We start from the raw sequence: 22,608 nt of genomic DNA on the forward strand, positions 1-22,608 counted from the left end.
GCGTCGTGGCCGTGCCGGCCCGGGCCGATACCGGCGACCTGTCCGCCTATCTGCGTGGTCGCGCCGCCGAGGCCGCTGGCCGTCCCGCCGTCGCGCTCGATGCATATGCGACGGCGCTGGCGGCATCGCCGGCCAATCCGGTCATCGCCGCGCCCGCCTACCGCGCGGCGCTCAACCATGGGGATATCGCGCTGGCCCGGCGTGCGGCCGGCGTGTTGCAGGCGGCAGGCGTGGCACCGGCGGACGTGGCCCTGCTGGCGATCGCCGATGCCGCGCATGCCGGCGACCCGCGTATGGCCCGGCTGGCCGTGCAACGGTTGCAGGCCGGACCGCTGATGGCGCTGACGCCGGCGATCGAGGGCTGGATCGCGCTGACCGAGGGGCGCGCATCGCCTGCGCCGGCCGGGCCGGTCAGCGACGACGCCGTCGCCCGCCGCTTCACCGCGGAGGCGCGGGTCCAGTTGCTGATCGCCAGCGGACAGGTCGATGCGGGATTGGCCGGACTCGACGCCCTGGGCGGCGCGCGCGCGCCGCTCGACCTGCGCATCGCGGTCGCACGCCTGCTGGCCGGGCAGGGACGCGGCGAACAGGCAGCGGCCCTGTTGCCGGGCGATGCGCCGATGCTGGCGGCGTTGCGCAAGGCCCCCGGCGTCCGGCCGAGCATGGCGTTCGGCATTTCGCGTATCTTCACCCGCGTCGCCGCCGATCTGGCGACCGGCGAAACGGGTACGATGGCGATCGCGCTGGGCCGGATCGCGCTGGTGGCCGATCCGGCCAACGACCGTGCCCGGCTGATCCTGGCCGATGCCCTGTCGCGCAGCGGGGCGACGGACGATGCGCTGTCCGTGCTGGCGGCGATCGACCGGTCAGGCCCCTATGCCGGGGCGGTCGCGGCGGCGCGGGTTGCGGTACTCGCGCTGGCCGGGCGATCCGACCCGGTGCTGGCCGAAACCGCGCTGGTCGAGGCGCGCGCGCTTGCCGACCGCGCCGACGCCGGCCCCGACGACTGGCAGCGGTACGCCGACCTGTTGACCGCCGCAGCGCGCCCGGCGGAGGCGGCGACCTGGTATGCGCGGGTCACCAAGGCCCCGGACACCGCCGACGACTGGGCGGCGTGGCTGCAATATGGCGGCGCGCTGGACGAGGCGGGGCAGTGGCTGCGCGCCGAACCCGCGCTGGTCCGGGCGGTCGCGCTGGCCCCGGCCGAACCGCTGGCGCTGAACTATCTGGGCTATGCGCGGATCGTGCGGGGCGAGGACATGGCCGCATCGGCGCGGATGCTGGAGCGGGCGCGGGCGTTGAAGCCAGACGATCCGTCGATTATCGATTCGCTGGGCTGGGCCTATCACCTGACCGGCGACAGCGCGCGCGCGCTGCCGCTGCTGGAACGGGCCGCCGCCGCCGCCCCCACCAACGCCGAGATCGCCGAGCATCTGGGCGATGCCTACTGGACGCTCGGGCGGCGATATGACGCACGCTACGCCTGGCGCGCGGCGGCCGTGGTGGCGGATGCCACGACCGACGCACGGCTTGCCGGCAAGATCGCGGGCGGACTGGCCACCGCAAAGGAACGTTCGCGGTGATCTTCGAAACCGCGCCGGCGAAGGTCAATCTGGCACTGCACGTCCGACGCCGTCGCGCCGATGGCTATCACGAGATCGAGACGCTGTTCGCCTTCTGCGCGGATGGCGACACGGTGTCGCTGACCCCGGCCGATACGGGGTCGCTGACGATCACCGGACCGTTTTCGGCCGGACTGTCGACCGGCGACGATAATCTTGTCCAGCGCGCCGCGACTGCGTTTGCGGGGGCGTTCGGCGTGGATCAATCTTTTGCGATCCGGCTGGACAAGCATCTGCCGGTCGCGTCGGGTATCGGCGGCGGGTCGGCGGATGCGGCGGCGACCTTGCACGCGCTGGCGCGGTGGCGCGGGATCGACCGGGATGCGCCGCAGCTGGTGGCGATCGCCGCCGCGCTTGGCGCCGACGTGCCCGCCTGCCTGTCGGGGCGGACCGCGCTGGGGACGGGCAGGGGTGATGACCTGCGCATGCTGAAGGGGCTGTCCGGCACGCCGATCCTGCTGGTCAATCCGCGGGTCGGGGTATCGACGGCGGCGGTGTTCGGCGGATGGGACGGGGTCGATCGCGGCGCGATTGGCGACGGCGACCTGCTGGCGATGGCGCGTGGCGGGCGCAACGACCTGGAGCCGCCGGCGCGCGCGGTCGCACCGGTCATCGGCGCGGTGCGCGAACTGCTCGACGCGGCGCCGGGGATGATCCTGTCGCGCATGTCGGGATCGGGTGCGACGTGTTTCGCCTTGTTCGACTCCGCCGCCGACCGTGCCAGGGCAGCGCGGACGGCCGCAGTGCAAGGCTGGTGGTGCCTCGAATCGACACTGAGCTGAGCATCGCTGTGCCGCAGCGGGACAGTGGGTCACGGCGCGGACACTGGAAATCCACGGCATTCTGGGCTTGTCTGGCAACGAGCAATCGGGTCCGTCGCCGCAAGGCCCCACGCCCGACCATGATCCCCGGCACCCGCCGGGCGTCAGCCATTTCGGGGCGGTCGTCCAATCGGATGGCCGCCCCATTTTGCATTCCGGACCGATTATTTCGTTCGCCACTTGTTCCGCAGGAACAAATGCAATACATGGTGCATGACGCGTTGTACGCGACGCACAGATGCTTTAGCGACGGGAGCGATAAATGGCCGCCAATCTGAAGGTAATCAATTCCGGCATGGCAAGCGCAACCGACAAGCAGACCGCTGACCGCGCCAAGGCGCTCGAAGCCGCCCTCGCACAGATCGACCGTGCCTTCGGCAAGGGGTCGGCCATGAAGCTGGGGTCCAAGGAGACGATGCAGGTCGAGGTGATCTCGACCGGGTCGCTCGGCCTAGACATCGCACTGGGTGTCGGCGGCTTGCCGCGCGGCCGCGTGATCGAGATCTATGGCCCGGAAAGCTCGGGCAAGACGACGCTGGCGCTGCACGTCATCGCCGAAGCGCAGAAGGGTGGCGGCACCGCCGCGTTCGTCGACGCCGAACACGCGCTCGACCCGGTCTATGCCAAGAAGCTGGGCGTCAACATCGACGAACTGATCGTGTCGCAGCCGGACACCGGCGAGCAGGCGCTGGAAATCGTCGACACGCTGGTCCGTTCCAACGCGATCGACGTGCTGGTGGTCGATTCGGTCGCGGCGCTTGTGCCGCGCGCGGAAATCGAGGGCGAGATGGGCGACAGCCATGTCGGGCTTCAGGCGCGTCTGATGTCGCAGTCGCTGCGCAAGCTGACCGGGTCGATCAGCCGGTCGCGCTGCATGGTGATCTTCATCAACCAGCTGCGCATGAAGATCGGCGTGATGTACGGCAATCCCGAGACGACGACCGGTGGTAACGCGCTGAAGTTCTACGCCTCGGTCCGGCTCGATATCCGTCGGACCGGTGCGATCAAGACCGGTGAGGACGTGGTCGGCAATGCCACCCGCGTGAAGGTGGTGAAGAACAAGGTCGCGCCGCCGTTCAAGCAGGTCGAGTTCGACATCATGTACGGGCAGGGCGTGTCGAAGATCGGCGAGATCCTCGATCTGGGCGTCAAGGCCGGGCTGGTCGAGAAATCGGGGTCGTGGTTCAGCTATGACAGCGTCCGCATCGGTCAGGGCCGCGAGAATGCGAAGGCGTTCCTGAAGGAAAATACCGAGATGGCCGACCGGCTGGAGGCGGCGATCCGCCACCGGACCGACAAGGTCGCCGAGGAACTGATGGTCGGCCCCAGCGACGAGGACGATGTCTGATCGGTGCGATTGCCGATCGGAAGAAAGAAAAAGGCTCGCCATGATGGCGGGCCTTTTTTCGTGGTGCCATATCTGGTCCGCACGGTTCAGGCAGGACCGACGCTCACCCGGACAACGTCTTTTCGATCGTCATCCCGGGTCAGGCCCGGGATATCGGAGAAATCAGTAGGGGTCAGTTGCAAGGACGGTAAACGTCGAATCGGTCCTGCGGATTGTTATCGGCGGGGCTGGTCACGAACCACAACTTCACTAACTTCGCGACCTGTTGGTGACCATCGGAGGCCGATAACCATGACGCAATCCTTCGACTGGACCGGGCCGGTCGGCGATGTATGGGCCGCCGAATGGGCGCGGACCGACCGCAGCTTCCGGGATCTTTCGCCCCACCTCGACGCGGCGATCCTGTCTGCCGCCCCGCCAGGACCGTTTCGCGCGGTCGATCTGGGTGCCGGGGCGGGCGCGACGGCGCTGGCGCTGGCGTCTGCGCGGCCGGATGCGGATGTGCTGGGGATCGACCTGTCGGCGGCGCTGGTCGCGGTGGCGCGCGAACGGGCGGGGGGTAGCCGTAACGTCCACTTTCGCGCGGGCGATGTCCTGCGCGTCATCGCCGATACACCGCCGGCCGACCTGTATTGTTCGCGCCACGGCGTCATGTTCTTCGACGATCCGGCCGCGGCCTTCGCCATGCTTGCGACACGATCGGCACCCGACGCCAGCCTCGTCTTTTCCTGCTTTGCCGCGCGTGCCGCCAATCGCTGGGCGATCGAGCCGGCGGTCGCGCTGGGCGGCGCGGCGGACGTGGATACCGGCGTTACACCGGGGCCGTTCGCGTTTGCCGACCCGGCCCATGTCGAACAGATTCTGACGCGCGGCGGCTGGATCGCAGCGCCGCCACGCCGGGTCGCGTTCGACTATGTCGCGGGGGACGGCGAGGATTGCGTGGCGGACGCGACCGCGTTCTTCGGCCGGATCGGTCCTGCCGCGTCGCTGCTGCGCGAGGCGCCGGATCGAGCGCGGGCGGTCGCCGCGCTGTCGACCGCCTGTGCCGCGCGGCGGATCGGCAACCGGGTGGTGTTTCCGGCCGTTGCATGGATATGGTCGGCCAAACGACCCGCAGGAGCAGGAACGCCATGACCATAACCGTCCATCATCTCGAAAACTCGCGGTCGCAGCGGATCCTCTGGATGCTGGAGGAGCTGGGCCTGCCTTACACGATCAAGCGGTACGAGCGGAACACGGCGACGATGCTGGCCCCGCCCGAACTGAAGCAGGTGCATCCGCTTGGCAAATCGCCTGTGATCGAGGACCGGAGTTCCAGCGGAAGCGTGGTCATCGCCGAAACCGGGGCGATCGTCGAATATCTGGTCGAGAAAGCCGACGGGCGGCTGGGGCCGCTGGCCCGCCGCGACTCCGTCCTGCAATACCGGCAGTTCCTGCATTATGCCGAAGGGTCGATGATGCCGCCGCTGCTGCTGAAACTGGTCGTGTCGCGCATCCCGATCATGGGCAAGATCGCGCTGAAGCGGATCCAGCCGATGATCGACGTGCATCTGGATTTCGTCGAATCCGAACTGGCGAAGCGGCCGTGGTTTGCCGGGGCCGAAATGACGGCGGCGGACATCATGATGAGTTTTCCGCTGGAGGCGGCGCGCAGTCGTGGCGGGCTGGACGCTAGCCGCCCGGCGACGATCGCGTGGCTTGATAAGGTGCATGCGCGGCCCGCGTACCGGACCGCGCTGGAAAAGGGTGGCCCTTACGCCTTTGCCTGAGTCTGACCCTGCGTCTGGCCGCCGATCTGCTCGAAACTGTCGATGTCCTTCGCCGGCCCGTGACCCGTCGGGGCAACCGGCGGATCGCGGTCGGCGGGGTCGCGCGGGTCCAGCCCGCCCTCCCACTTGGCGATCACGGTGGCGGCGATCGCGTTGCCGACGACGTTGGTGGCCGATCGGCCCATGTCGAGGAAATGGTCGACCGCCAGGATCAGCAGCAGGCCGGCCTCCGGGATCTTGAACATCGACAACGTGCCCGCGATGACCACCAGCGAGGCCCGCGGCACGCCGGCAATCCCCTTCGACGTGACCATCAGGACCAGCAGCATCGTGATCTGTTCGCCCAGCGACAGGTCGATGCCGTAAGCCTGCGCGATGAACAGCGACGCAAACGTCATGTACATCATCGACCCGTCGAGGTTGAACGAATAGCCGAGCGGCAGGACGAAGCTGGCGATGCGCGGCGGCACCCCGAACCGGTCCAGCGCCTCCAGCGTGCGCGGATAGGCGGCCTCCGACGAGGCGGTCGAGAAGGCGAGGATCAGCGGATCGCGGATGTAGCGCACCAGCAACCGCGTCCGCGACCCGATCAGCACGAAGGCGATGGCGATCAGCGACAGCCAGAGCAGCGCAAGGCCGAGGTAGAAGGATCCCATGAAATAGGCGAGGTCGCCGAGCACGCCGGGGCCGCGTTCCGCCAGCGTCGAGGCGACGGCGGCGAACACCGCGAAGGGTGCAAAGCGCATGACGTAGTTGGTGATCTGCAGCATCACGGCGACCAGTGCCTCGATCCCGCGCACCAGCGGTGCCGCCTTTTCGCCGACCGCGGTGATCGCGACGCCGACAAAGACCGAGAAGATCACGATCTGCAGGATTTCGTTGGTCGCCATCGCATCGACCATCGACGACGGCACGATGTGCGTCAGGAACTTGGCCAGGTCGAACGCGCCCTTGTCGACGCCGCTGGCGGCGGTGGCGGGCGGGATCGGCAGGGCGAGGCCGACACCGGGTTGCAGGACGTTGACGAGGATGAGGCCAAGCGTCAGCGACAACAGGCTGGCGCAGACGAACCAGGCAAGGCTGCGCAGGCCGACGCGCCCCAGCGCGCCGGTGTCGCCCATGTGGGCGATGCCGACGACCAGGGTCGAAAAGACCAGCGGCGCGATAATCATCTTGATGAGCCGCAGGAAAACCTGGGTCACGATGCTGAAATAGCCGGCGATCACGGTCAGCCGTTCGGCGGCCGCGGGCGTGCCGTCGTCGATGTTGGCGTTGATGAGCCAGCCGACGACAAGCCCCGCGACCAGCGCGCCCAAGATCCAGTAAGTGAGGCGCTTGGCCATCCGATATTCCCCAGGTTGATGCAGAACAGGGAAGGGGATTGCGGCCGCGAGGTCAAGGACCGTATCGCCGTGGCATGGCTTACCTGACCCGCCGCGACCTGATCGCCGCCACCGCCGCGCTGCCGCTGTTGTCATCCAGATCGGTGTCCGGGGCGTTGCTGCGCGCGGCCGAACCGGACCTGTCGACGCTGAGCGACATCACGACGGAGGCGACACCGATCGACGCCGCCGAGCGGCACGGGCGGATGGTGCGCGCGCAGGGCCTGATGCGCGCGGCCGGCATCGGCGCGGTGCTGGTCGAGGCGGGGTCGTCGCTGACCTATTTCACCGGGATCCGCTGGGGGCGCAGCGAACGGCTGACGGCGGCGGTGATACCGGTCGAGGGTGAACCGCTGGTCGTGACGCCGTTTTTCGAGGAGCCGTCGATCCGCGAATCCCTGGGCGTGCCGGCGGTCGTTCGCGTGTGGCAGGAGGATGAAAGCCCGACCGCGCTGATCGCCGGGTGGCTGCGCGAGCGCGGGCTGGACCGCCGGGTGATCGGTATCGAGGAGAGCGTGCGGTTCTTTGCGGTCGATGGCCTGCGTCGCGCATTGCCGGCGACGCGGTTCGTCAGCGCCAATCCGGTCGTGCACGGGTGCCGGATGGTCAAGACGCCGGCCGAGATAGCGTTGATGCAGGCCGCCACCGACGTGACGATCGCCGCCTATCGCTGGGTCCATTCCCGCGTCGAGGCTGGCATGACCGGCCGCGAGATCGGCGCGCTGATGGATGCGGCGACGCGAAAACTGGGCGGATCCCCGGAGTTTTCGATGGCGCTGGTCGGCGAGGCGGCGGCCTATCCGCACGGCACGCGCAAGGTCGTGCGCGTCGCGCCGGGCAGCGTCGTGCTGATGGACTGCGGCTGTACCGTGCAGGGTTATCAGTCGGATGTATCGCGCACCTTCGTTCACGGGGTCGCGTCGGCCGACGTGCGCAAGGTGTGGGACACGGTCGCGCGGGGGCAGCAGGTCGCGCTTGCCGCCGCGCGGATCGGCGCGGCGGCGGGCAGCATCGACGATGCGGTGCGGCGCTATTACACCGCGCAAGGCTATGGCCCGGGCTATCGCCTGCCGGGCCTGTCGCACCGGACCGGGCACGGCATCGGCATGGATGGGCATGAGCCGGTCAATCTGGTGCATGGCGAGGCGACTTTGCTGGCGGCCGGCATGTGCTTTTCCAATGAACCGGGACTGTACCTGCCGGGCCGGTTCGGGGTGCGACTGGAGGATTGTTTCCATATGAGCGACACGGGGCCGATGTGGTTCAGCACGCCGCCGGCGTCGATCGACGCGCCGATGGAGTAGCGGGCATAATCGTCACGCTTGAGCGAAGGCCCCCGCTCGCCTAAGCCGCGTCCCATGACATCGACGAACGACATCCGCCGCAGCTTCCTCGACTATTTCGGTAGCAAGGGGCATCAGATCGTGCCCTCCGCGCCGCTGGTGCCGCAGAACGACCCGACGCTGATGTTCGTGAACGCCGGGATGGTCCCGTTCAAGAACGTCTTCACCGGGCTGGAGACGCGGCCGTACGTCACCGCCACCTCGTCGCAGAAATGCGTGCGGGCCGGCGGCAAGCACAACGACCTCGACAATGTCGGCTACACCGCGCGGCATCACACGTTCTTCGAAATGCTCGGCAATTTCTCGTTCGGCGATTATTTCAAGGAACAGGCGATCGTCAACGCATGGGGCCTGCTGACCCGTGAATGGGGGCTGGACCCGGCGAAGCTGACCGCGACCGTCTATCATACTGACGACGAGGCGTTCGACCTGTGGAAAAAGATCGCGGGCCTGCCCGATCACAAGATCATCCGCATCCCGACCAAGGACAATTTCTGGGCAATGGGCGATAACGGTCCGTGCGGGCCGTGCTCGGAAATCTTCTACGATCACGGCGAGCATATCCCCGGTGGCCCTCCGGGAAGCCCGGACGAGGACGGCGACCGCTTCGTAGAGATCTGGAACCTGGTGTTCATGCAATATGAGCAGGAGGCGGGTGAGATCACCGGCAATCTGCCCAAGCCGTCGATCGACACTGGCATGGGGCTGGAGCGGATCGCAGCGGTGATGCAGGGCGTCCACGACAATTACGATACCGATACGTTCAAGGCGCTGATCGCCGCGTCCGGCGCGCTGACCCATACCGCGACCGATGGCGCGAATACCGCCAGCCACCGGGTGATCGCCGATCACCTGCGCACTGCCGGATTCCTGGTTGCCGACGGCGTGCTGCCGGCAAACGAGGGGCGCGGCTATGTGCTGCGCCGGATCATGCGGCGGGCGATGCGCCACGCGCACATTCTGGGCGCGAAGGAGCCGTTGATGCACCGGCTGGTCCCGGCGCTGATCGCCGAGATGGGCGCGGCGTACCCCGAGTTGCTGCGCGCGCAGCCGCAGATCGAGGCGACGCTGGCCCAGGAGGAAACGCAGTTCCGCCGGACGCTCGACAAGGGACTGAAGCTGCTCGACGAGGCGACCGCGTCGATGGGCGCGGGCGATACGCTGGCCGGTGCGACGGCGTTCAGGCTCTACGACACCTTCGGTTTCCCCTATGACCTGACCGAGGACGCGTTGCGCACGCAGGGGCTGTCGGTCGACCGCGCCGGGTTCGACGCGGCGATGGCCGAGCAGAAGCGGGCGGCGCGCGCGGCGTGGAAGGGATCCGGGGCCAAGGCGTCCGACGACCTGTGGTTCGACATCGCCGAGGCGCATGGCGGCACCGAATTCATCGGCTACACCGCCGACACCGGCGAGGGCGAAGTCGTCGCGCTGGTGAAGGACGGCGTCCGCGTCGATCACGCCACGACAGGGGATACGGTCGCGATCGTGACCAACCAGACGCCCTTCTATGCCGAAAGCGGCGGGCAGGTCGGCGATACCGGGCATATCGGCAATGATGCGGGCTTGCGCGCGCTGGTGACCGATACGTCGAAGCAGCTGGGGCGGATCTTCGTGCATCATGCGCAGATCGAGTCGGGCGGTATCAAGGTCGGCGACCCCGTTCGCCTGACGATTGACGTCGCGCGGCGCGGGGCGATCCGCGCCAACCATTCGGCGACGCACCTGCTGCACGAGGCGCTGCGCGAGCGGCTGGGCACGCATGTCGCGCAGAAGGGCAGCATGGTCGCGCCCGAGCGGCTGCGGTTCGATTTCTCGCAGCCCGCGGCCATGACACCGGCCGATATCGCGCAGGTCGAGGCCGATGTGAACGCGCAGATCCGCGGCAATGGCAGCGTCGTCACCCGGCTGATGACGCCCGACGACGCGATCGCGATGGGAGCGATGGCGCTGTTCGGCGAGAAATATGGCGACGAGGTCCGCGTCGTGTCGATGGGCACCGATGCGCCGGGCGTTGTCAGGGATGGGGGCAAGAACGGCACCTATTCGATCGAATTGTGCGGCGGCACGCATGTCGACGCGCTGGGTGACATCGGCCTGCTGAAGATCGTCGGTGAGGGTGCGGTGTCGAGCGGCATCCGCCGGGTCGAGGCACTGACCGGCGAGGCGGCGCGGACATGGCTGGTGGGTCGTGACGAGCGGCTGCGCGAGGCGGCCGCGGTACTGAAGACCACGCCCGACGAGGTGCCCGCGCGGGTCGCGGCGCTCGTCGAGGACCGCCGGCGGCTGGAACGCGAACTGGCCGAGGCGAAGAAAGCATTGGCGATGGGCGGCGGCGGTGACGCGGCCGGTCCCGAGGTGGTCAATGGCGTGACCTTCGTCGGGCAGGTGCTCGACGGCTTCGACGCCAAGGGGCTGCGCGGCGCGGTCGACGAAACCAGGCAGCGGATCGGGTCGGGCGTCGTCGTGCTGGTCGCGATCAACGAGGGGCGCGCCTCGGTCGCGGTCGGGGTGACCGCCGATCTCGTCGCGAGCCATAACGCGGTCGACCTCCTCCGCCTCGCCGTTGCGGCGCTGGGCGGGCAGGGCGGTGGTGGACGGCCCGACATGGCGCAGGGCGGTGGTCCCGATGCGGACAAGGCGGCCTACGCGGTCGCGGCGGTACGAAGCGCGCTGGCGGGCTGAGTGGCAGTGCCGGCGATCGGACTGGGATTGGCGGCGCTCGTCCAGACGGTTGCGCCGGCCGTTCCGCAGGTGGATGCCGGCCATGATATCGTTGTCACGGGACAGCGCCCGCCGGATACACCGCAGGCCCGTCGGTTCACCAACGCGCTGACCCGCCGCGCGGAATCGACGGTCCCGTTCGCGCGCTTCACCACGCCGATCTGCGTCGGGGCCGCCGGTTTGCCGGCTACACATCTGGCGGCGATCAGCGACCGGATCGTCCGGGTTGCGCTGGATGCGGGCATTGCCGTCGCGGCGGAGGGGTGCAGGCCGTCGATCCTGGTCGTGTTCGCCGATGCGCCAGCCGCCGCCATCGAGCGATTACGGCTGCGCTCGGCAGGACTGTTCGGCTCCTTGGACCTGAGCCAGATCCGCGCGATCACGGCGCGCAAGGGCGCGGCCTATGCCTAGACCACGGCCGAGGTTCACAACCGTGACGGGCAACCGGTCATGCGGACGGGCGGTGGCGCGCCGCAATTGACGGTGCATACCGCGTCCGCGCTTCAACTGCCCTATCGCCGCGACATGATCGCCAGCGTGGTCCTGTTCGATCGTGCGGCGATCGTCGGTCGCGGTATCGAGCAGCTGGCCGATTACGCGGCGATGCGCGCGCTGACGGGGGTCGATCCCGTTGATGCCGGAGGCACTGACAGCATCCTGACGCTGTTCGACGCACCATCCCCGCCCGACCGGATGACCCAGCTGGACGCGGCATTCCTGCGCGGCTTCTATGCCGGGCCGGCCAATATCGCCGGGCTCGCAAAGCGCGGACAGATCACGACGGCGATGACGACGGCGACCAGGGTGGAGGAGCGCTAGCCGGACCTTCACCCGTTCTGCCGGGTGTGGCGGCGCGTCAGGTCAGGTCGCTCATCCGCCGCACCCGCCGGATGCGCGGCTCGCGGTTCAATTCGGCCTCGCGGCGGATGGTCTGGCGCATCTCGTCGCGCTTTTCGTGGATCGAGGCGATGACCGGCCCCATCGCGACGCCCAGATCGACCAGCACCGCCTCCGAGAGTTGCAGCGAGCTTTCCAGTGTCTCGGGCACCGCGTCGGTGACGCCGGCCTTGTAGAGTTCGGTCGCGTGTTTGGGATCGCGCGCGCGGGCGATGATCGGCAGGTCGGGCGCGCGCAGTCGCACCGCGCGCGCGAGCCGCACGGTCAGCACCGGATCGTCCATCGTCAGGATCAGCGCATTGGCCTGGTCGAGATTGAGCCGATCGACCAGTTCGGGGCGCGATACATCGCCGAACAGCACGGCATAGCCGCGCCGCTGCCCCGCCTTCACCGTGTCGATATCCGCGTCGACCGCGACATAGGCGAGCTTGTGGACGGTCAGCATGTCCGCGACCATGCGCCCGACGCGGCCAAAGCCGATCACGACGCTGCGCGTCCCCTCGGTCATCGGCGGTGTTTCCGCGCCGCCGTCCGAAGCCTCCAGCCGACGCGAAATGGCGTGGCCGATCGTCGCCAGCAGGGGCGTGATGGTCAGGCCGATCGCGGTCACCGTCTGCCAGAAGCTGGCGGTCGACGGCAGGATCAGTTGGGCCTGCGCCGCCGTACCCAGCACGATCAGCGTGGTTTCGGACGGACTGCCCATCAGCAGCCCGGTTTCCGCCGCCGTGCCGCGCCTGGCATTGGCGACGCGCAGCAACAGGAAGGTGACGATCGTCTTGACCGCCACGACGCCGACGACCGCCGCGAGCAACGACGGCCAGTTGGCGACGATGAGGCGCAGGTCCAGCCCCATCCCGACGGTGATGAGGAACACCCCGAGCGCCAGCCCCTTGAACGGGGCGGTCATCACCTCGACCTCGCTGTGATACTCCGTTTCGGCGATCAGCAGGCCGGCGAGCAGCGCGCCGACGATCGGCGACAGGCCGGCGGCGGTCGTCGCGACGCTGGCGACGATGACCACCAGCAGCGAGGCGGCGAGGAACAGCTCCGGGCTTTTCGTGCGTGCGGCCTGCGCAAACAGTCGGGGCAGGACCACGCGACCGGCGATGAACATCGCAACGACGGTCAACGCGCCGCGCAGGGCGACGCCGGCGATCCCGCTCCAGCCATCGGCGGCGGTCGGGGCGAAGGCGCCGAGCACGAAGATGATCGGCACAAGCGCCAGATCCTCGAACAGCAGCATCGCGAAGGCAGCCCGCCCGACCGCGCTCGTCGTGCCGACCAGCGGCAGCACCAGCGCGGTCGACGATAGTGCGAGCGCAAAGCCAAGGCCGATCGCGCCGGGCCAGTCCTGCCCCAGGAAATGGATGGCGACGCCGATGATGAGGCCGGAGCCGATCAGTTCGGACGCGCCGGTGCCGAACACCAGCCGTCGCATCGCCCATAGCCGCTTGAACGACAGCTCCAGCCCGATCGAGAACAGCAGCAGGATGATGCCGAACTCGGCGAACGGCTCGATCGACAGCGGGTCGGATATGGTGATGTAGTACAGCCACGGGAACTGACCGACCAGCGACCCAAGCCCGGCGGGGCCGACCAGTACGCCGACCAGAATGAAGCCGATAACCGGCGTCACCTTGAACCGGGCAAAGGCGGGGATCACCAGCCCGGCCGCGCCCAGGATGACCAGTGTGTCGCTGAAACCGCTGTTGTCGAGATGAAGTGCCATGGTACCTTTATAGATCAGGCCCGGGGGCGATAGGCCAGCGCGTTTCGCGACGGGGCGACGGGAGGGGGGTATCGAATGGCGCTGCGAACACCGCACCGGGCGAGCGTGCTCTGGTTCATCGGCAGCGTCCTTGCGCTGACGGTGTTTCCCCTGCTGCTGTACGGCGGGGAGCTACACTATGCCGAGGGCGGGAAAAGCCCGGACGCGCCGGGCATGCTGTTTGTCTCGGTAATGATGACGGCCCCGGCATGGGCTTCGGTCTGGTTCGTCACCATGGCCCTGTATCTTGTTCGCTACAGTGGCGCTGCGCCGGTGCTCACCGGCATCGGGCGGACGTTTCCATCCATCCTGCTGTCGTTCGTCGCGGTCGGGATATCCGCGTTCCTGCTGTGGTGCCCGTTCGCACGGGTCGATTTCTGGAAGCTTTCGCGGTTGCCGTTCACCCTGTTTTTCGCCGGGTGCGCGGTCTATTTCCAGTATCTGCGGGCGGCTGCGGTCCGCCGTGGCGTTCGGGAATAAAGACTGACGGTCGAGGCATCATCGTCGGGCCGGTGGCAAGCGTGCCGGCCACCGCTCTACACCTCGGGAAGGAAGATGGGCGGCAAACCTTGCCGCCCATCCGACCGTCAGGCCCAGTTGGCCATTTCGGTTTCGAGGTTGGCGCGAACCGCCTCGAAGAACTGCTCGGTGGTCATCCAGGGCTGATCCGGGCCGATGAGGATCGCGAGATCCTTGGTCATCATGCCGTCCTCGACCGTCTTCACGCAGACGCGCTCCAGCGTCTCGGCGAAGCGGGTCACGTCGGGCGTGTCGTCGAACTTGCCGCGATACTTCAGGCCGCCGGTCCAGGCGAAGATCGACGCGATCGGGTTGGTCGACGTCGCCTTGCCCTGCTCGTGCTGGCGGAAGTGACGGGTGACGGTGCCGTGCGCAGCCTCCGCCTCGATCGTCTTGCCGTCCGGCGTCATCAATACCGACGTCATCAGGCCGAGCGACCCGAAGCCTTGCGCGACCTGGTCCGACTGAACGTCGCCGTCATAGTTCTTGCACGCCCAGACGAACTCGCCATGCCACTTCAGCGCGGAGGCGACCATGTCGTCGATCAGGCGATGCTGATAGACGATGCCGGCTGCCTTGAAGTCCGCCTCGAACTCGGCCTCGAACACTTCCTGGAAGATGTCCTTGAAGCGGCCGTCATAGGCCTTGAGGATGGTGTTCTTGGTCGACAGGTACACCGGCCAGTTGCGGCCGAGACCATAGTTCAGGCTGGCGCGCGCGAAGTCGCGGATCGAATCGTCGAGGTTGTACATCGCCTGTGCGATGCCGGCGGACGGGAAGCGGAACACCTCCTCGTCGATCACGGTGCCATCGTCGCCCTCGAACACCAGGCGCAGCTTGCCCGGACCGGGGACCTTGTAGTCGGTCGCGCGATACTGGTCGCCGAACGCGTGACGGCCGACGACGATCGGATGCGTCCAGCCCGGGATCAGGCGGGGGACGTTCTTGATGACGATCGGTTCGCGGAACACCACGCCGCCCAGGATGTTGCGGATCGTGCCGTTGGGCGACTTCCACATCTTCTTGAGGTCGAATTCCTTCACCCGGTCCTCGTCCGGGGTGATCGTCGCGCACTTGACGCCGACACCGTATTTCTGGGTCGCCTTCGCGCTGTCGACCGTCACCTTGTCGTCGGTGTCGTCACGGTGCTTCATGCCGAGGTCGTAATAATCGAGGTCGATATCGAGGTACGGCTTGATGAGACGCTCGCGGATCCATTCCCAGATGATCCGGGTCATCTCGTCGCCGTCCATCTCCACGACCGGCGTCTTTACCTTGATCTTCGCCATGAATGCATTTTCCTGTGCGCTGTTTGGGGAGGTTGACGATGCGTCTAGGGGAGGCGGTCGCGACGATCAACCTTGCCGGATGTGATCGACGCGCATTGTCAGGCCGATGCCGCACCGATACACGAGAGCCATGCCATCCTTAGAAAAGCCACCCGTCGTCACGACAACCGTCAAGTGGCGCTTCCCCGCCGTCCATCCCGAGGGGCGTAAATACGTCCTGATCTCCTGCGGTCTGACACTGCTGGCGACGATGCTGACCAACGTGCTGTTCTGGCCGTTCGTCGGCCTGACGATTTGGGTCGCGGCGTTCTTCCGTGATCCGGTACGCACGACGCCGGCGGGTGAGGGGCTGGTGATCGCGCCGGCGGACGGTCTGGTGACGATGATCGTCCGGGTGCCGGTGCCGCGCGAGATGGCGGCTGAACTGAACGCGACCTCGTTGGTCCGCGTGTCGATGTTCATGAGCGTGTTCGACGTTCACATCAACCGGACGCCGATCGCCGGCGTCATCCGCCAGGTCGTGTATATCTCGGGCAAGTTCCTGAACGCCGATCTCGACAAGGCGTCGGAGGAAAACGAGCGCCAGCATTTCGTCGTCGAGGGGCGTGATGGCCGCAAGATCGGCTTTACCCAGATTGCCGGACTGGTCGCGCGTCGCATCCTGTGCTTCGTGAAGCCGGGCGACATGGTTGCCACCGGCCAGCGGATCGGCCTGATCCGCTTCGGCAGCCGCGTTGACGTATACCTGCCCGACGACGTCGTGCCGCAGGTGGCGCTGGGTCAGCGTACCATCGCCGGGGAAACCGTCATCGGCCGCGTCATGGGCACGCCCGTCAGCGGGATTTCGCAGTGATCCCAGCAAAGTCGGCGACGTCCGGGCGATCGGCGCGCGCATCCGGCGCTGGCCGACGCCGGGCGCGCATGCCGCGCGGCTTCCCGTTGCGATCGGTCCTGCCCAATGCGGTGACGGCGCTGGCTCTGTGCTCGGGGCTGTCCGGCGTTCGCTTCGCGATTGCCGGGCAGTGGGAATATGCCGTCGCCATGATCATGGTCGCTGGTGTGCTTGATGGTCTGGACGGTCGCATCGCGCGCATGCTGCGCGGGGAAAGCCGGTTCGGGGCTGAGCTGGATTCACTGTCCGACGCGATCTCGTTCGGCGTCGCGCCCGCGCTGATCCTGTATCTCTGGTCGCTGGCATGGTTGCCGCGGGTCGGCTGGATCTGTGCACTGATCTTCGCGGTGTTCTGCGCGTTGCGTCTGGCCCGGTTCAACGCGGCGATCGACGAAAGCGACCAACCACACAAGTCCGCCGGTTTCTTTACCGGTATTCCGGCACCGGCGGGCGCGGGCGTTGCCATGCTGCCAATGTATCTGTGGTTCGTGACGGACCTTCCGGTCTTTGCGTCGCCCTATCTCGTGGCACCGTGGACAGCGTTTTCGGCCATCCTGATGGTATCGAGTATCGCAACCTTCTCATGGAAGTCGCTGAAACTCCGTCGTCATGTTCGGTTCGAGGCGCTGGTTGCCATCGTGCTGATTGGCGCGGCATTGGTGTCCGCCCCGTGGCACACGCTGGCCGTCATCACCATCGTCTATGTCGCGCTGCTGCCGCTCAGCATTGCCAGCTATGCCCGGGTCAAGCGGCTTCGCGCAACGAACGCAGTGCCGACGGAACCGGCGTCGACGCCCAGCGCCTGACGGCGATGCGGCGTTCGGCCGTCGCCAGTGTCTGGAGCGGCGCGAATGCGCGTTCCGGATTGCCGGCCGCCAGATCCAGGATGCGACGCCACTGCGGGGCGATCATCGCGTAGATGACGGTAACCGACAGGATGAAAGCACCGGCAAAGATCGCTGCGTTAATGAAAGAGCCCAAGTCCGCCTCCAGTTCGAAAGTCGCGAACGCATTACAAGCCGGATCAACAGCTTGACGTCCGATTAGGTTCCCGTCGCGCAACGACCCCGTCATCCGTGCCGATCGTTTCGATGCCGATTCGGACGACTGATAGTGCCCCTGTACGCCGTGTGAACCCTGTGTGTTCCCATTTCGTTCTTTCGTCAAGCGGTTGCATCATGGCAGGCGCTCGGCTAAAGCGCGCGCCTCTACATCCCGCATGGGAAGCATATAGCCCGGTGCCGCGGCCTTCAGGTCATGGTCATCCGCTTCCCAGAGGCTCAACCGGAAGGAGTTATCCCTATGGCGGCACCTGTCGTCTCCATGCAGCAGTTGATCGAAACTGGTGCGCACTTTGGTCACCAGACGCATCGCTGGAACCCGAAGATGAAGCCCTACATCTTTGGTGACCGCAACGGCGTTCACATCCTCGACCTGTCGCAGACCGTGCCGCTGTTCGCACGCGCGCTCGAGTTCGTGTCGCAGTCGGTCGCCGGCGGCGGCAAGGTCCTGTTCGTCGGCACCAAGCGTCAGGCGCAGGATCCGGTCGCGGACGCGGCGCGCAAGTCGGGCCAGCATTTCGTCAACCATCGCTGGCTGGGCGGCATGCTCACCAACTGGAAGACGATCAGCAACTCGATCAAGCGCATGAAGACGCTTGAGGAGCAGCTGTCGGGCGACACGCACGGCCTGACCAAGAAGGAAGTGCTGCAGCTGACCCGCGAAAAGGACAAGCTGGAATTGTCGCTGGGCGGCATCCGCGACATGGGCGGCATCCCCGACGTGATGTTCGTGATCGACGCGAACAAAGAAGAACTGGCGATCAAGGAAGCCAACACGCTGGGTATTCCCGTCGTCGCTATCCTCGACTCGAACGTGTCGCCGGACGGCATCGCCTTCCCGGTGCCCGCCAACGACGACGCCAGCCGCGCCATCCGCCTGTATTGCGAAGCCATCGCGATCGCCGCGACCCGTGGCGGTCACGAGCAGCAGCAACGCCGTGGCCAGGACATCGGTTCGATGGTCACGCCGCCGAGCGAGGACGAGCTGGGCACCGACCCGATCGTCGAGGAAGCTCCGGCTGCCCAGACGGCCGAGGCTGCACAGCCGGTCGAGACCGAGCAGGCCGTAGAGGCGGAACGCCAGCTCGACGCGTAAGCGTCGTCGCCGAACCGTCATGCGGGCGGGGTAAGGCAGCCGCCTTGCCTCGCCCGCACCCATATTCGACACACAAGAAGGACGACTGACATGGCCGACATCACGGCAGCAGCGGTAAAGGATCTGCGCGACAAGAGCGGCGCAGGCATGATGGATTGCAAGAAGGCGCTGACCGAGGCCGCCGGCGATATGGACGCGGCAATGGACTGGTTGCGCACCAAGGGCCTCGCCGCCGCGCAGAAGAAGTCGAGCCGGACCGCGGCCGAGGGGCTGGTCGGCGTTGCCGTATCTGGCACCAAGGGTGCTGCGGTCGAGGTGAACTCGGAGACGGACTTCGTCGCCAAGAACGACCAGTTCCAGTCGTTCGTCCGCGAGGTCACCCAGATCGCGCTGGCCAAGGGCGACAATATCGACGCGCTGAAGGCCGAGGCAATGCCGTCGGGCAAGACCGTCGAGGAGACGCTCACCAACAACATCGCCACGATCGGCGAGAACCAGTCGTTGCGTCGCGCGCGTCACCTGGAAGTAACCAAGGGTGCGATCGTGCCCTACGTTCATAATGCGGCCGCACCCGGCCTCGGCAAGATCGGCGTGCTCGTCGCGCTTGAGTCGGAGGCGTCGGACGAGGTGCTCCAGGCGCTCGGCAAGCAGCTGGCGATGCACATCGCCGCGGCCTTCCCGCAGGCGCTGAACGAGGAAGACCTCGACGCCGAGCTGATCGAGCGCGAGCGCGCGATCGCCGCTGAGAAGGCCGGCGAGTCGGGCAAGCCCGCCGAGATCGTCGCCAAGATGGTCGACGGTGCGATCGCCAAGTATCGCAAGGAGCATGCGCTGGTCAGCCAGCTGTTCGTCATGGACGGCAAGACCAAGATCAGCGACGTGGTGGCCAAGGCCGGCAAGGACGCGGGTGCCGAGATCAAGCTGGTGGACTATGTTCGCTTCCAGCTGGGCGAGGGCATCGAGAAGGAAGTCAGCGATTTCGCCGCCGAAGTCGCCGCGACCGCCGGCATCAAGTAAGCACGGCACCCTGTCCCGAATGGGATATGGGGTTGAAGGAGGGGATGCGATCCGTCGCATCCCCTTTTTGCTGCCTCCGTTTGTACGCCGCTCGCGTGCTTTCGCCGATGTGACGGACAGGACGCGCTTCCAATCCGCTGCATCGCCGCCTAGGGTGCGCGCCGCCCACCTCCCGAACCCTCACTTCCAGACCATTGGACCCAATGACTGAACCGCGCTACAAACGCATCCTCCTGAAGCTGTCCGGCGAAGTGCTGATGGGGGAGGGTGGCCTTGCGATCGATCCCGCCATCACCGCGCGTGTCGCCAGCGAAATCGCCGAGGTGAAGGCCAGGGGCTATGAACTGTGCATCGTCGTCGGGGGTGGCAACATCTTCCGTGGGCTTGCAGCGGCCGCAAAGGGTTTCGAGCGGGCGACCGCCGATTACATGGGCATGCTCGCGACCGTCATGAACGCGCTCGCGGTACAGAATGCGCTGGAGCAGATCGGCGTCGACACGCGGGTCCAGTCGGCAATCCCGATGGCCAGCGTCTGCGAACCCTTCATCCGGCGGCGTGCCGAGCGGCATCTGGAAAAGGGCCGCGTCGTGATCTTCGCGGCCGGTGTCGGCAGTCCGTTCTTCACCACTGATTCGGGAGCCGCGCTGCGCGCCGCCGAAATGAAGTGCGATGCGCTGTTCAAGGGCACGTCGGTCGACGGCATCTACGACGCCGATCCGAAGGTCGTGAAGGACGCCAAGCGCTACGACACGATCAGCTATGACACGGTGCTGTCGGCGAACCTGAAGGTCATGGACGCCAGCGCGGTCGCGCTGTGCCGCGACAACAATATTCCGATCGTCGTCTTCAACATCCGCGAACACGGCAACTTCGCCTCGGTTCTGAGCGGTGAAGGCGTATCGACGATCGTGCAAACACTGGAGACTCCCAATGCCAGCCTATGACAAGTCCGATCTGGAGCGCCGCATGGCCGGTGCCGTCGAAGCCCTGAAGCACGATTTGGGCGGCCTGCGCACCGGTCGCGCGCAGACGACGCTGCTCGATCCGGTGATGGTGACCGTCTATGGGTCGTCGATGCCGCTGAACCAGGTGGCGACCGTGTCCGCGCCCGAGCCGCGGATGCTGTCGGTGCAGGTCTGGGACAAGTCCAACGTTGGCCCGGCCGACAAGGCGATCCGGTCGGCTGGCCTTGGCCTGAACCCGATCGTCGACGGCCAGACCCTGCGCCTGCCGATCCCCGACCTGACCGAGGAGCGCCGCAAGGAACTGGCCAAGCTGGCCAACCAGTATGCCGAAAAGGCTCGCATTGCCGTGCGCAACGTGCGCCGCGACGGCATGGATTCGCTTAAGGTTGACGAGAAGAAGGGCGTGTTCGGCGAGGACGATCGCAAGCGGCACGAGACCGAGGTCCAGAAGCTGACCGATGCGATCATCGCCGAACTGGACGCGACGGCGGCCGCCAAGGAGAAGGAAATCCTCGGCAAGTGAAACCGCTCGCGGTCCCGGTTTCTGGCCCGGTTGCCGGTGCCGCGGCAAATCCGGTCGCGGTTCCCGCCGGCGGGGGCGTGCCGCGCCATGTCGCCATCATCATGGACGGCAACGGACGCTGGGCGAAGAAGCGGTTCCTGCCGCGCTTCGCAGGCCACAAGGCCGGGGTCGACGCGGTCCGCCGGGTAACCCGGGCCGCGCGGGCGATGGGGATCGAGGCGCTGACGCTGTATGCGTTTTCGTCCGAAAACTGGCGGCGGCCGGAGGAGGAGGTCAGCGACCTGATGGGTTTGCTGCGCCACTTCATCAAAAGCGACATCGAGGAACTGGTACGCGAGGGTGTCCGGCTGCGGATCATCGGCGACTATCGCCGGTTTTCGTCCGATCTGGTCGATCTGGTCGATGATGCGGTGGCCCGGACGGCGTCCAATACGGGACCGGTCCTGGCTATCGCGCTGAACTACGGCGCGCAGGCCGAACTAGCGGCGGCCGTGCGACGGCTGGCGGGCAAGGCGCGGGACGGCACGATTGACCCGGCAGCGATCGACGAACGGGCGATCGAGGCGGAACTCGACACGAGCAACCTGCCGCCGCTCGACCTGATGATCCGCACGTCGGGAGAGCAGCGCCTGTCCAACTTCCTGCTGTGGCAGGCGGCCTATGCCGAACTGCTGTTCGTCGACACGCTGTGGCCCGATTTCGACGAGCGCGCGCTGGCGGATGCGGTTGCGGTGTTCGGGTGTCGCCAGCGGCGGTTCGGCGGCCTGTGAGCATTCCCGATCCGGCGGTCCGTACGCCGTCCAACCTTCGGTTGCGGATGGTCGCCAGCGTGGCGATGATCGCGGTCGCGACGCTGGCGCTGTATCTGGGCGGTCTGGCCTTCTGGTTGCTGACGGTCGTCATCGCGCTGCTGATGATGGACGAGTGGGGCGACCTGCTGGACCTGCCGCGCGACCGAAAGCGGCTGGCGCAATATGCGCTGTCGGTGCCGCTGGCGATCATGGCACCGATCGCGGCGGGTCCGGGTGCGTTCGCGCTGGGGCTGTTGGCCGGGGCGGCGTTCTTCGTCGTCATCGTCACGCGCAACCGGATGCTCGCGGCGGGTGTGCTGTATTGCGGGCTGCCGGTCTTTTCGTTGCTGCTGATCGACGTGCAGACACAGGGGTTGATGTTCACGCTTTGGGCGATGGCGCTGGTGTGGGCGAGCGACATCGGCGCATTCTTTGCCGGGCGGACGATCGGCGGGCCGAAACTGGCCCCGCGGCTCAGCCCGAACAAGACCTGGGCGGGGCTGATCGGTGGTGTCGTGCTGTCGAGCGTGCTGGCGGCCGGGATGCACTGGTATTTCGGCCTGCCGTGGCGTCTGACGCTGGCGACGCCGGTGCTGGCAGTGCTGTCGCAGGGCGGCGACCTGTTCGAAAGCTGGATGAAGCGGCGCGCGGGCGTGAAGGATAGTGGGAATATCCTGCCGGGGCACGGCGGCGTGCTCGACCGGCTCGACGGGGTCGTACCGGTCGCCCCGGTGGCGGCGTTGCTGGTGATCCTGCCGGCACTGATCGGATGAGAACCGGCACG

General features: G+C 67.0%; 22 protein-coding genes. 18 read left to right on the plus strand and 4 right to left on the minus strand.

The window, feature by feature from the left end:
* Positions 1 to 5: 5 nt before the first annotated feature.
* The 5 genes from ASE75_RS05925 to ASE75_RS05945 all read left to right on the plus strand — a co-directional run bounded on the left by ASE75_RS05925 (position 6) and on the right by ASE75_RS05945 (position 5,560).
* Positions 6 to 1,583: a hypothetical protein gene (locus ASE75_RS05925; protein ID WP_235512525.1), complete on the plus strand. Its 1,578-nt coding sequence runs from the start codon at positions 6 to 8 to the stop codon at positions 1,581 to 1,583.
* Positions 1,580 to 2,404: a 4-(cytidine 5'-diphospho)-2-C-methyl-D-erythritol kinase gene (locus ASE75_RS05930; protein ID WP_055930378.1), complete on the plus strand. Its 825-nt coding sequence runs from the start codon at positions 1,580 to 1,582 to the stop codon at positions 2,402 to 2,404. Before ASE75_RS05925 ends, ASE75_RS05930 begins: the two co-directional genes overlap by 4 nt.
* 301 nt (positions 2,405 to 2,705) lie before the next feature.
* Complete coding sequence (gene recA, locus ASE75_RS05935) at positions 2,706 to 3,791, plus strand: recombinase RecA (protein ID WP_082463827.1); 1,086 nt, start codon at positions 2,706 to 2,708, stop codon at positions 3,789 to 3,791.
* A gap of 291 nt (positions 3,792 to 4,082) precedes the next feature.
* The gene (locus ASE75_RS05940; protein WP_055930381.1) at positions 4,083 to 4,925 is read left to right on the plus strand and encodes a class I SAM-dependent methyltransferase; all 843 of its coding nucleotides are present in this window, start codon (positions 4,083 to 4,085) and stop codon (positions 4,923 to 4,925) included.
* Positions 4,922 to 5,560: a glutathione S-transferase family protein gene (locus tag ASE75_RS05945; RefSeq protein WP_055930384.1), complete on the plus strand. Its 639-nt coding sequence runs from the start codon at positions 4,922 to 4,924 to the stop codon at positions 5,558 to 5,560. The genes ASE75_RS05940 and ASE75_RS05945 overlap by 4 nt, the downstream gene beginning before the upstream one ends.
* On the opposite strand, the gene ASE75_RS05950 is transcribed toward ASE75_RS05945, so the two are convergent.
* Positions 5,545 to 6,903 (minus strand): dicarboxylate/amino acid:cation symporter, encoded by a 1,359-nt coding sequence (locus tag ASE75_RS05950; RefSeq protein WP_055930387.1) that lies wholly within the window; start codon positions 6,901 to 6,903, stop codon positions 5,545 to 5,547. The genes ASE75_RS05945 and ASE75_RS05950 overlap by 16 nt on opposite strands.
* A gap of 74 nt (positions 6,904 to 6,977) precedes the next feature.
* Between ASE75_RS05950 and ASE75_RS05955 the strand changes: the two genes are divergently transcribed.
* From ASE75_RS05955 to ASE75_RS05970, 4 genes are read left to right on the plus strand one after another with little or no spacing between them, the layout of a single operon-like run.
* Entirely contained in the window at positions 6,978 to 8,246 is a 1,269-nt protein-coding gene (locus ASE75_RS05955) for a M24 family metallopeptidase (RefSeq protein WP_055930390.1), read from the plus strand.
* A 54-nt stretch (positions 8,247 to 8,300) separates the two neighbouring features.
* The gene (gene alaS / locus ASE75_RS05960) at positions 8,301 to 10,967 is read left to right on the plus strand and encodes an alanine--tRNA ligase (RefSeq protein WP_055930394.1); all 2,667 of its coding nucleotides are present in this window, start codon (positions 8,301 to 8,303) and stop codon (positions 10,965 to 10,967) included.
* Positions 10,968 to 11,417, plus strand: coding sequence for a hypothetical protein (locus ASE75_RS05965; RefSeq protein ID WP_162233718.1), 450 nt, complete (start codon positions 10,968 to 10,970; stop codon positions 11,415 to 11,417).
* A 39-nt stretch (positions 11,418 to 11,456) separates the two neighbouring features.
* Complete coding sequence (locus ASE75_RS05970; RefSeq protein ID WP_055930400.1) at positions 11,457 to 11,825, plus strand: hypothetical protein; 369 nt, start codon at positions 11,457 to 11,459, stop codon at positions 11,823 to 11,825.
* A gap of 37 nt (positions 11,826 to 11,862) precedes the next feature.
* On the opposite strand, the gene ASE75_RS05975 is transcribed toward ASE75_RS05970, so the two are convergent.
* Positions 11,863 to 13,632, minus strand: coding sequence for a cation:proton antiporter domain-containing protein (locus ASE75_RS05975; protein ID WP_055930403.1), 1,770 nt, complete (start codon positions 13,630 to 13,632; stop codon positions 11,863 to 11,865).
* A gap of 75 nt (positions 13,633 to 13,707) precedes the next feature.
* Here ASE75_RS05975 and ASE75_RS05980 point away from each other — a divergent pair, with 75 nt between their 5' ends.
* Entirely contained in the window at positions 13,708 to 14,151 is a 444-nt protein-coding gene (locus tag ASE75_RS05980) for a hypothetical protein (RefSeq protein WP_055930405.1), read from the plus strand.
* A 107-nt stretch (positions 14,152 to 14,258) separates the two neighbouring features.
* Here ASE75_RS05980 and ASE75_RS05985 read toward each other — a convergent pair whose 3' ends face one another.
* Positions 14,259 to 15,479, minus strand: coding sequence for an NADP-dependent isocitrate dehydrogenase (locus ASE75_RS05985; RefSeq protein ID WP_055930408.1), 1,221 nt, complete (start codon positions 15,477 to 15,479; stop codon positions 14,259 to 14,261).
* A 130-nt stretch (positions 15,480 to 15,609) separates the two neighbouring features.
* Here ASE75_RS05985 and ASE75_RS05990 point away from each other — a divergent pair, with 130 nt between their 5' ends.
* Both ASE75_RS05990 and pssA read left to right on the plus strand, forming a co-directional pair.
* The gene (locus ASE75_RS05990; RefSeq protein ID WP_055930412.1) at positions 15,610 to 16,332 is read left to right on the plus strand and encodes a phosphatidylserine decarboxylase; all 723 of its coding nucleotides are present in this window, start codon (positions 15,610 to 15,612) and stop codon (positions 16,330 to 16,332) included.
* A gap of 68 nt (positions 16,333 to 16,400) precedes the next feature.
* Positions 16,401 to 17,177: a CDP-diacylglycerol--serine O-phosphatidyltransferase gene (pssA, locus tag ASE75_RS05995; protein ID WP_082463828.1), complete on the plus strand. Its 777-nt coding sequence runs from the start codon at positions 16,401 to 16,403 to the stop codon at positions 17,175 to 17,177.
* Here the strand turns inward: pssA and ASE75_RS15850 are convergent.
* Entirely contained in the window at positions 17,116 to 17,538 is a 423-nt protein-coding gene (locus ASE75_RS15850) for a hypothetical protein (protein ID WP_235512526.1), read from the minus strand. The genes pssA and ASE75_RS15850 overlap by 62 nt on opposite strands.
* A 135-nt stretch (positions 17,539 to 17,673) precedes the next feature.
* Here ASE75_RS15850 and rpsB point away from each other — a divergent pair, with 135 nt between their 5' ends.
* The 6 genes from rpsB (at position 17,674) to ASE75_RS06030 (ending at position 22,597) form a co-directional block, all read left to right on the plus strand.
* Complete coding sequence (gene rpsB, locus ASE75_RS06005; RefSeq protein ID WP_055930415.1) at positions 17,674 to 18,528, plus strand: 30S ribosomal protein S2; 855 nt, start codon at positions 17,674 to 17,676, stop codon at positions 18,526 to 18,528.
* Positions 18,529 to 18,618: 90 nt separating this feature from the next.
* Entirely contained in the window at positions 18,619 to 19,545 is a 927-nt protein-coding gene (gene tsf, locus ASE75_RS06010; RefSeq protein WP_055930418.1) for a translation elongation factor Ts, read from the plus strand.
* Positions 19,546 to 19,748: 203 nt separating this feature from the next.
* Positions 19,749 to 20,489 (plus strand): UMP kinase, encoded by a 741-nt coding sequence (gene pyrH / locus ASE75_RS06015; RefSeq protein ID WP_055930421.1) that lies wholly within the window; start codon positions 19,749 to 19,751, stop codon positions 20,487 to 20,489.
* Positions 20,476 to 21,033 carry a ribosome recycling factor gene (frr, locus tag ASE75_RS06020; RefSeq protein WP_055930423.1) on the plus strand — a complete coding sequence of 186 codons (558 nt, stop codon included), beginning with the start codon at positions 20,476 to 20,478 and terminating at the stop codon, positions 21,031 to 21,033. Before pyrH ends, frr begins: the two co-directional genes overlap by 14 nt.
* Complete coding sequence (locus ASE75_RS06025; RefSeq protein ID WP_055930426.1) at positions 21,030 to 21,803, plus strand: isoprenyl transferase; 774 nt, start codon at positions 21,030 to 21,032, stop codon at positions 21,801 to 21,803. The genes frr and ASE75_RS06025 overlap by 4 nt, the downstream gene beginning before the upstream one ends.
* A 47-nt stretch (positions 21,804 to 21,850) precedes the next feature.
* Positions 21,851 to 22,597: a phosphatidate cytidylyltransferase gene (locus ASE75_RS06030; protein WP_055930428.1), complete on the plus strand. Its 747-nt coding sequence runs from the start codon at positions 21,851 to 21,853 to the stop codon at positions 22,595 to 22,597.
* Positions 22,598 to 22,608 lie beyond the last annotated feature (11 nt).

The sequence above is a fragment of the Sphingomonas sp. Leaf17 genome, assembly GCF_001421505.1.
Taxonomy (GTDB): Bacteria; Pseudomonadota; Alphaproteobacteria; order Sphingomonadales; family Sphingomonadaceae; genus Sphingomonas.

Bases quoted from the DNA above. Each gene is read 5' to 3' on its own strand.
- recA (WP_082463827.1), top strand. From the start codon at position 2,706: ATGGCCGCCAATCTGAAGGTAATCAATTCCGGCATGGCAAGCGCAACC.
- ASE75_RS05940 (WP_055930381.1), top strand. From the start codon at position 4,083: ATGACGCAATCCTTCGACTGGACCGGGCCGGTCGGCGATGTATGGGCC.
- ASE75_RS05945 (WP_055930384.1), top strand. From the start codon at position 4,922: ATGACCATAACCGTCCATCATCTCGAAAACTCGCGGTCGCAGCGGATC.
- ASE75_RS05950 (WP_055930387.1), bottom strand. From the start codon at position 6,903: ATGGCCAAGCGCCTCACTTACTGGATCTTGGGCGCGCTGGTCGCGGGG.
- ASE75_RS05955 (WP_055930390.1), top strand. From the start codon at position 6,978: ATGGCTTACCTGACCCGCCGCGACCTGATCGCCGCCACCGCCGCGCTG.
- alaS (WP_055930394.1), top strand. From the start codon at position 8,301: ATGACATCGACGAACGACATCCGCCGCAGCTTCCTCGACTATTTCGGT.
- ASE75_RS05970 (WP_055930400.1), top strand. From the start codon at position 11,457: ATGCGGACGGGCGGTGGCGCGCCGCAATTGACGGTGCATACCGCGTCC.
- ASE75_RS05975 (WP_055930403.1), bottom strand. From the start codon at position 13,632: ATGGCACTTCATCTCGACAACAGCGGTTTCAGCGACACACTGGTCATC.
- ASE75_RS05980 (WP_055930405.1), top strand. From the start codon at position 13,708: ATGGCGCTGCGAACACCGCACCGGGCGAGCGTGCTCTGGTTCATCGGC.
- ASE75_RS05985 (WP_055930408.1), bottom strand. From the start codon at position 15,479: ATGGCGAAGATCAAGGTAAAGACGCCGGTCGTGGAGATGGACGGCGAC.
- ASE75_RS05990 (WP_055930412.1), top strand. From the start codon at position 15,610: ATGCCATCCTTAGAAAAGCCACCCGTCGTCACGACAACCGTCAAGTGG.
- pssA (WP_082463828.1), top strand. From the start codon at position 16,401: ATGCCGCGCGGCTTCCCGTTGCGATCGGTCCTGCCCAATGCGGTGACG.
- rpsB (WP_055930415.1), top strand. From the start codon at position 17,674: ATGGCGGCACCTGTCGTCTCCATGCAGCAGTTGATCGAAACTGGTGCG.
- tsf (WP_055930418.1), top strand. From the start codon at position 18,619: ATGGCCGACATCACGGCAGCAGCGGTAAAGGATCTGCGCGACAAGAGC.
- pyrH (WP_055930421.1), top strand. From the start codon at position 19,749: ATGACTGAACCGCGCTACAAACGCATCCTCCTGAAGCTGTCCGGCGAA.
- frr (WP_055930423.1), top strand. From the start codon at position 20,476: ATGCCAGCCTATGACAAGTCCGATCTGGAGCGCCGCATGGCCGGTGCC.
- ASE75_RS06030 (WP_055930428.1), top strand. From the start codon at position 21,851: ATGGTCGCCAGCGTGGCGATGATCGCGGTCGCGACGCTGGCGCTGTAT.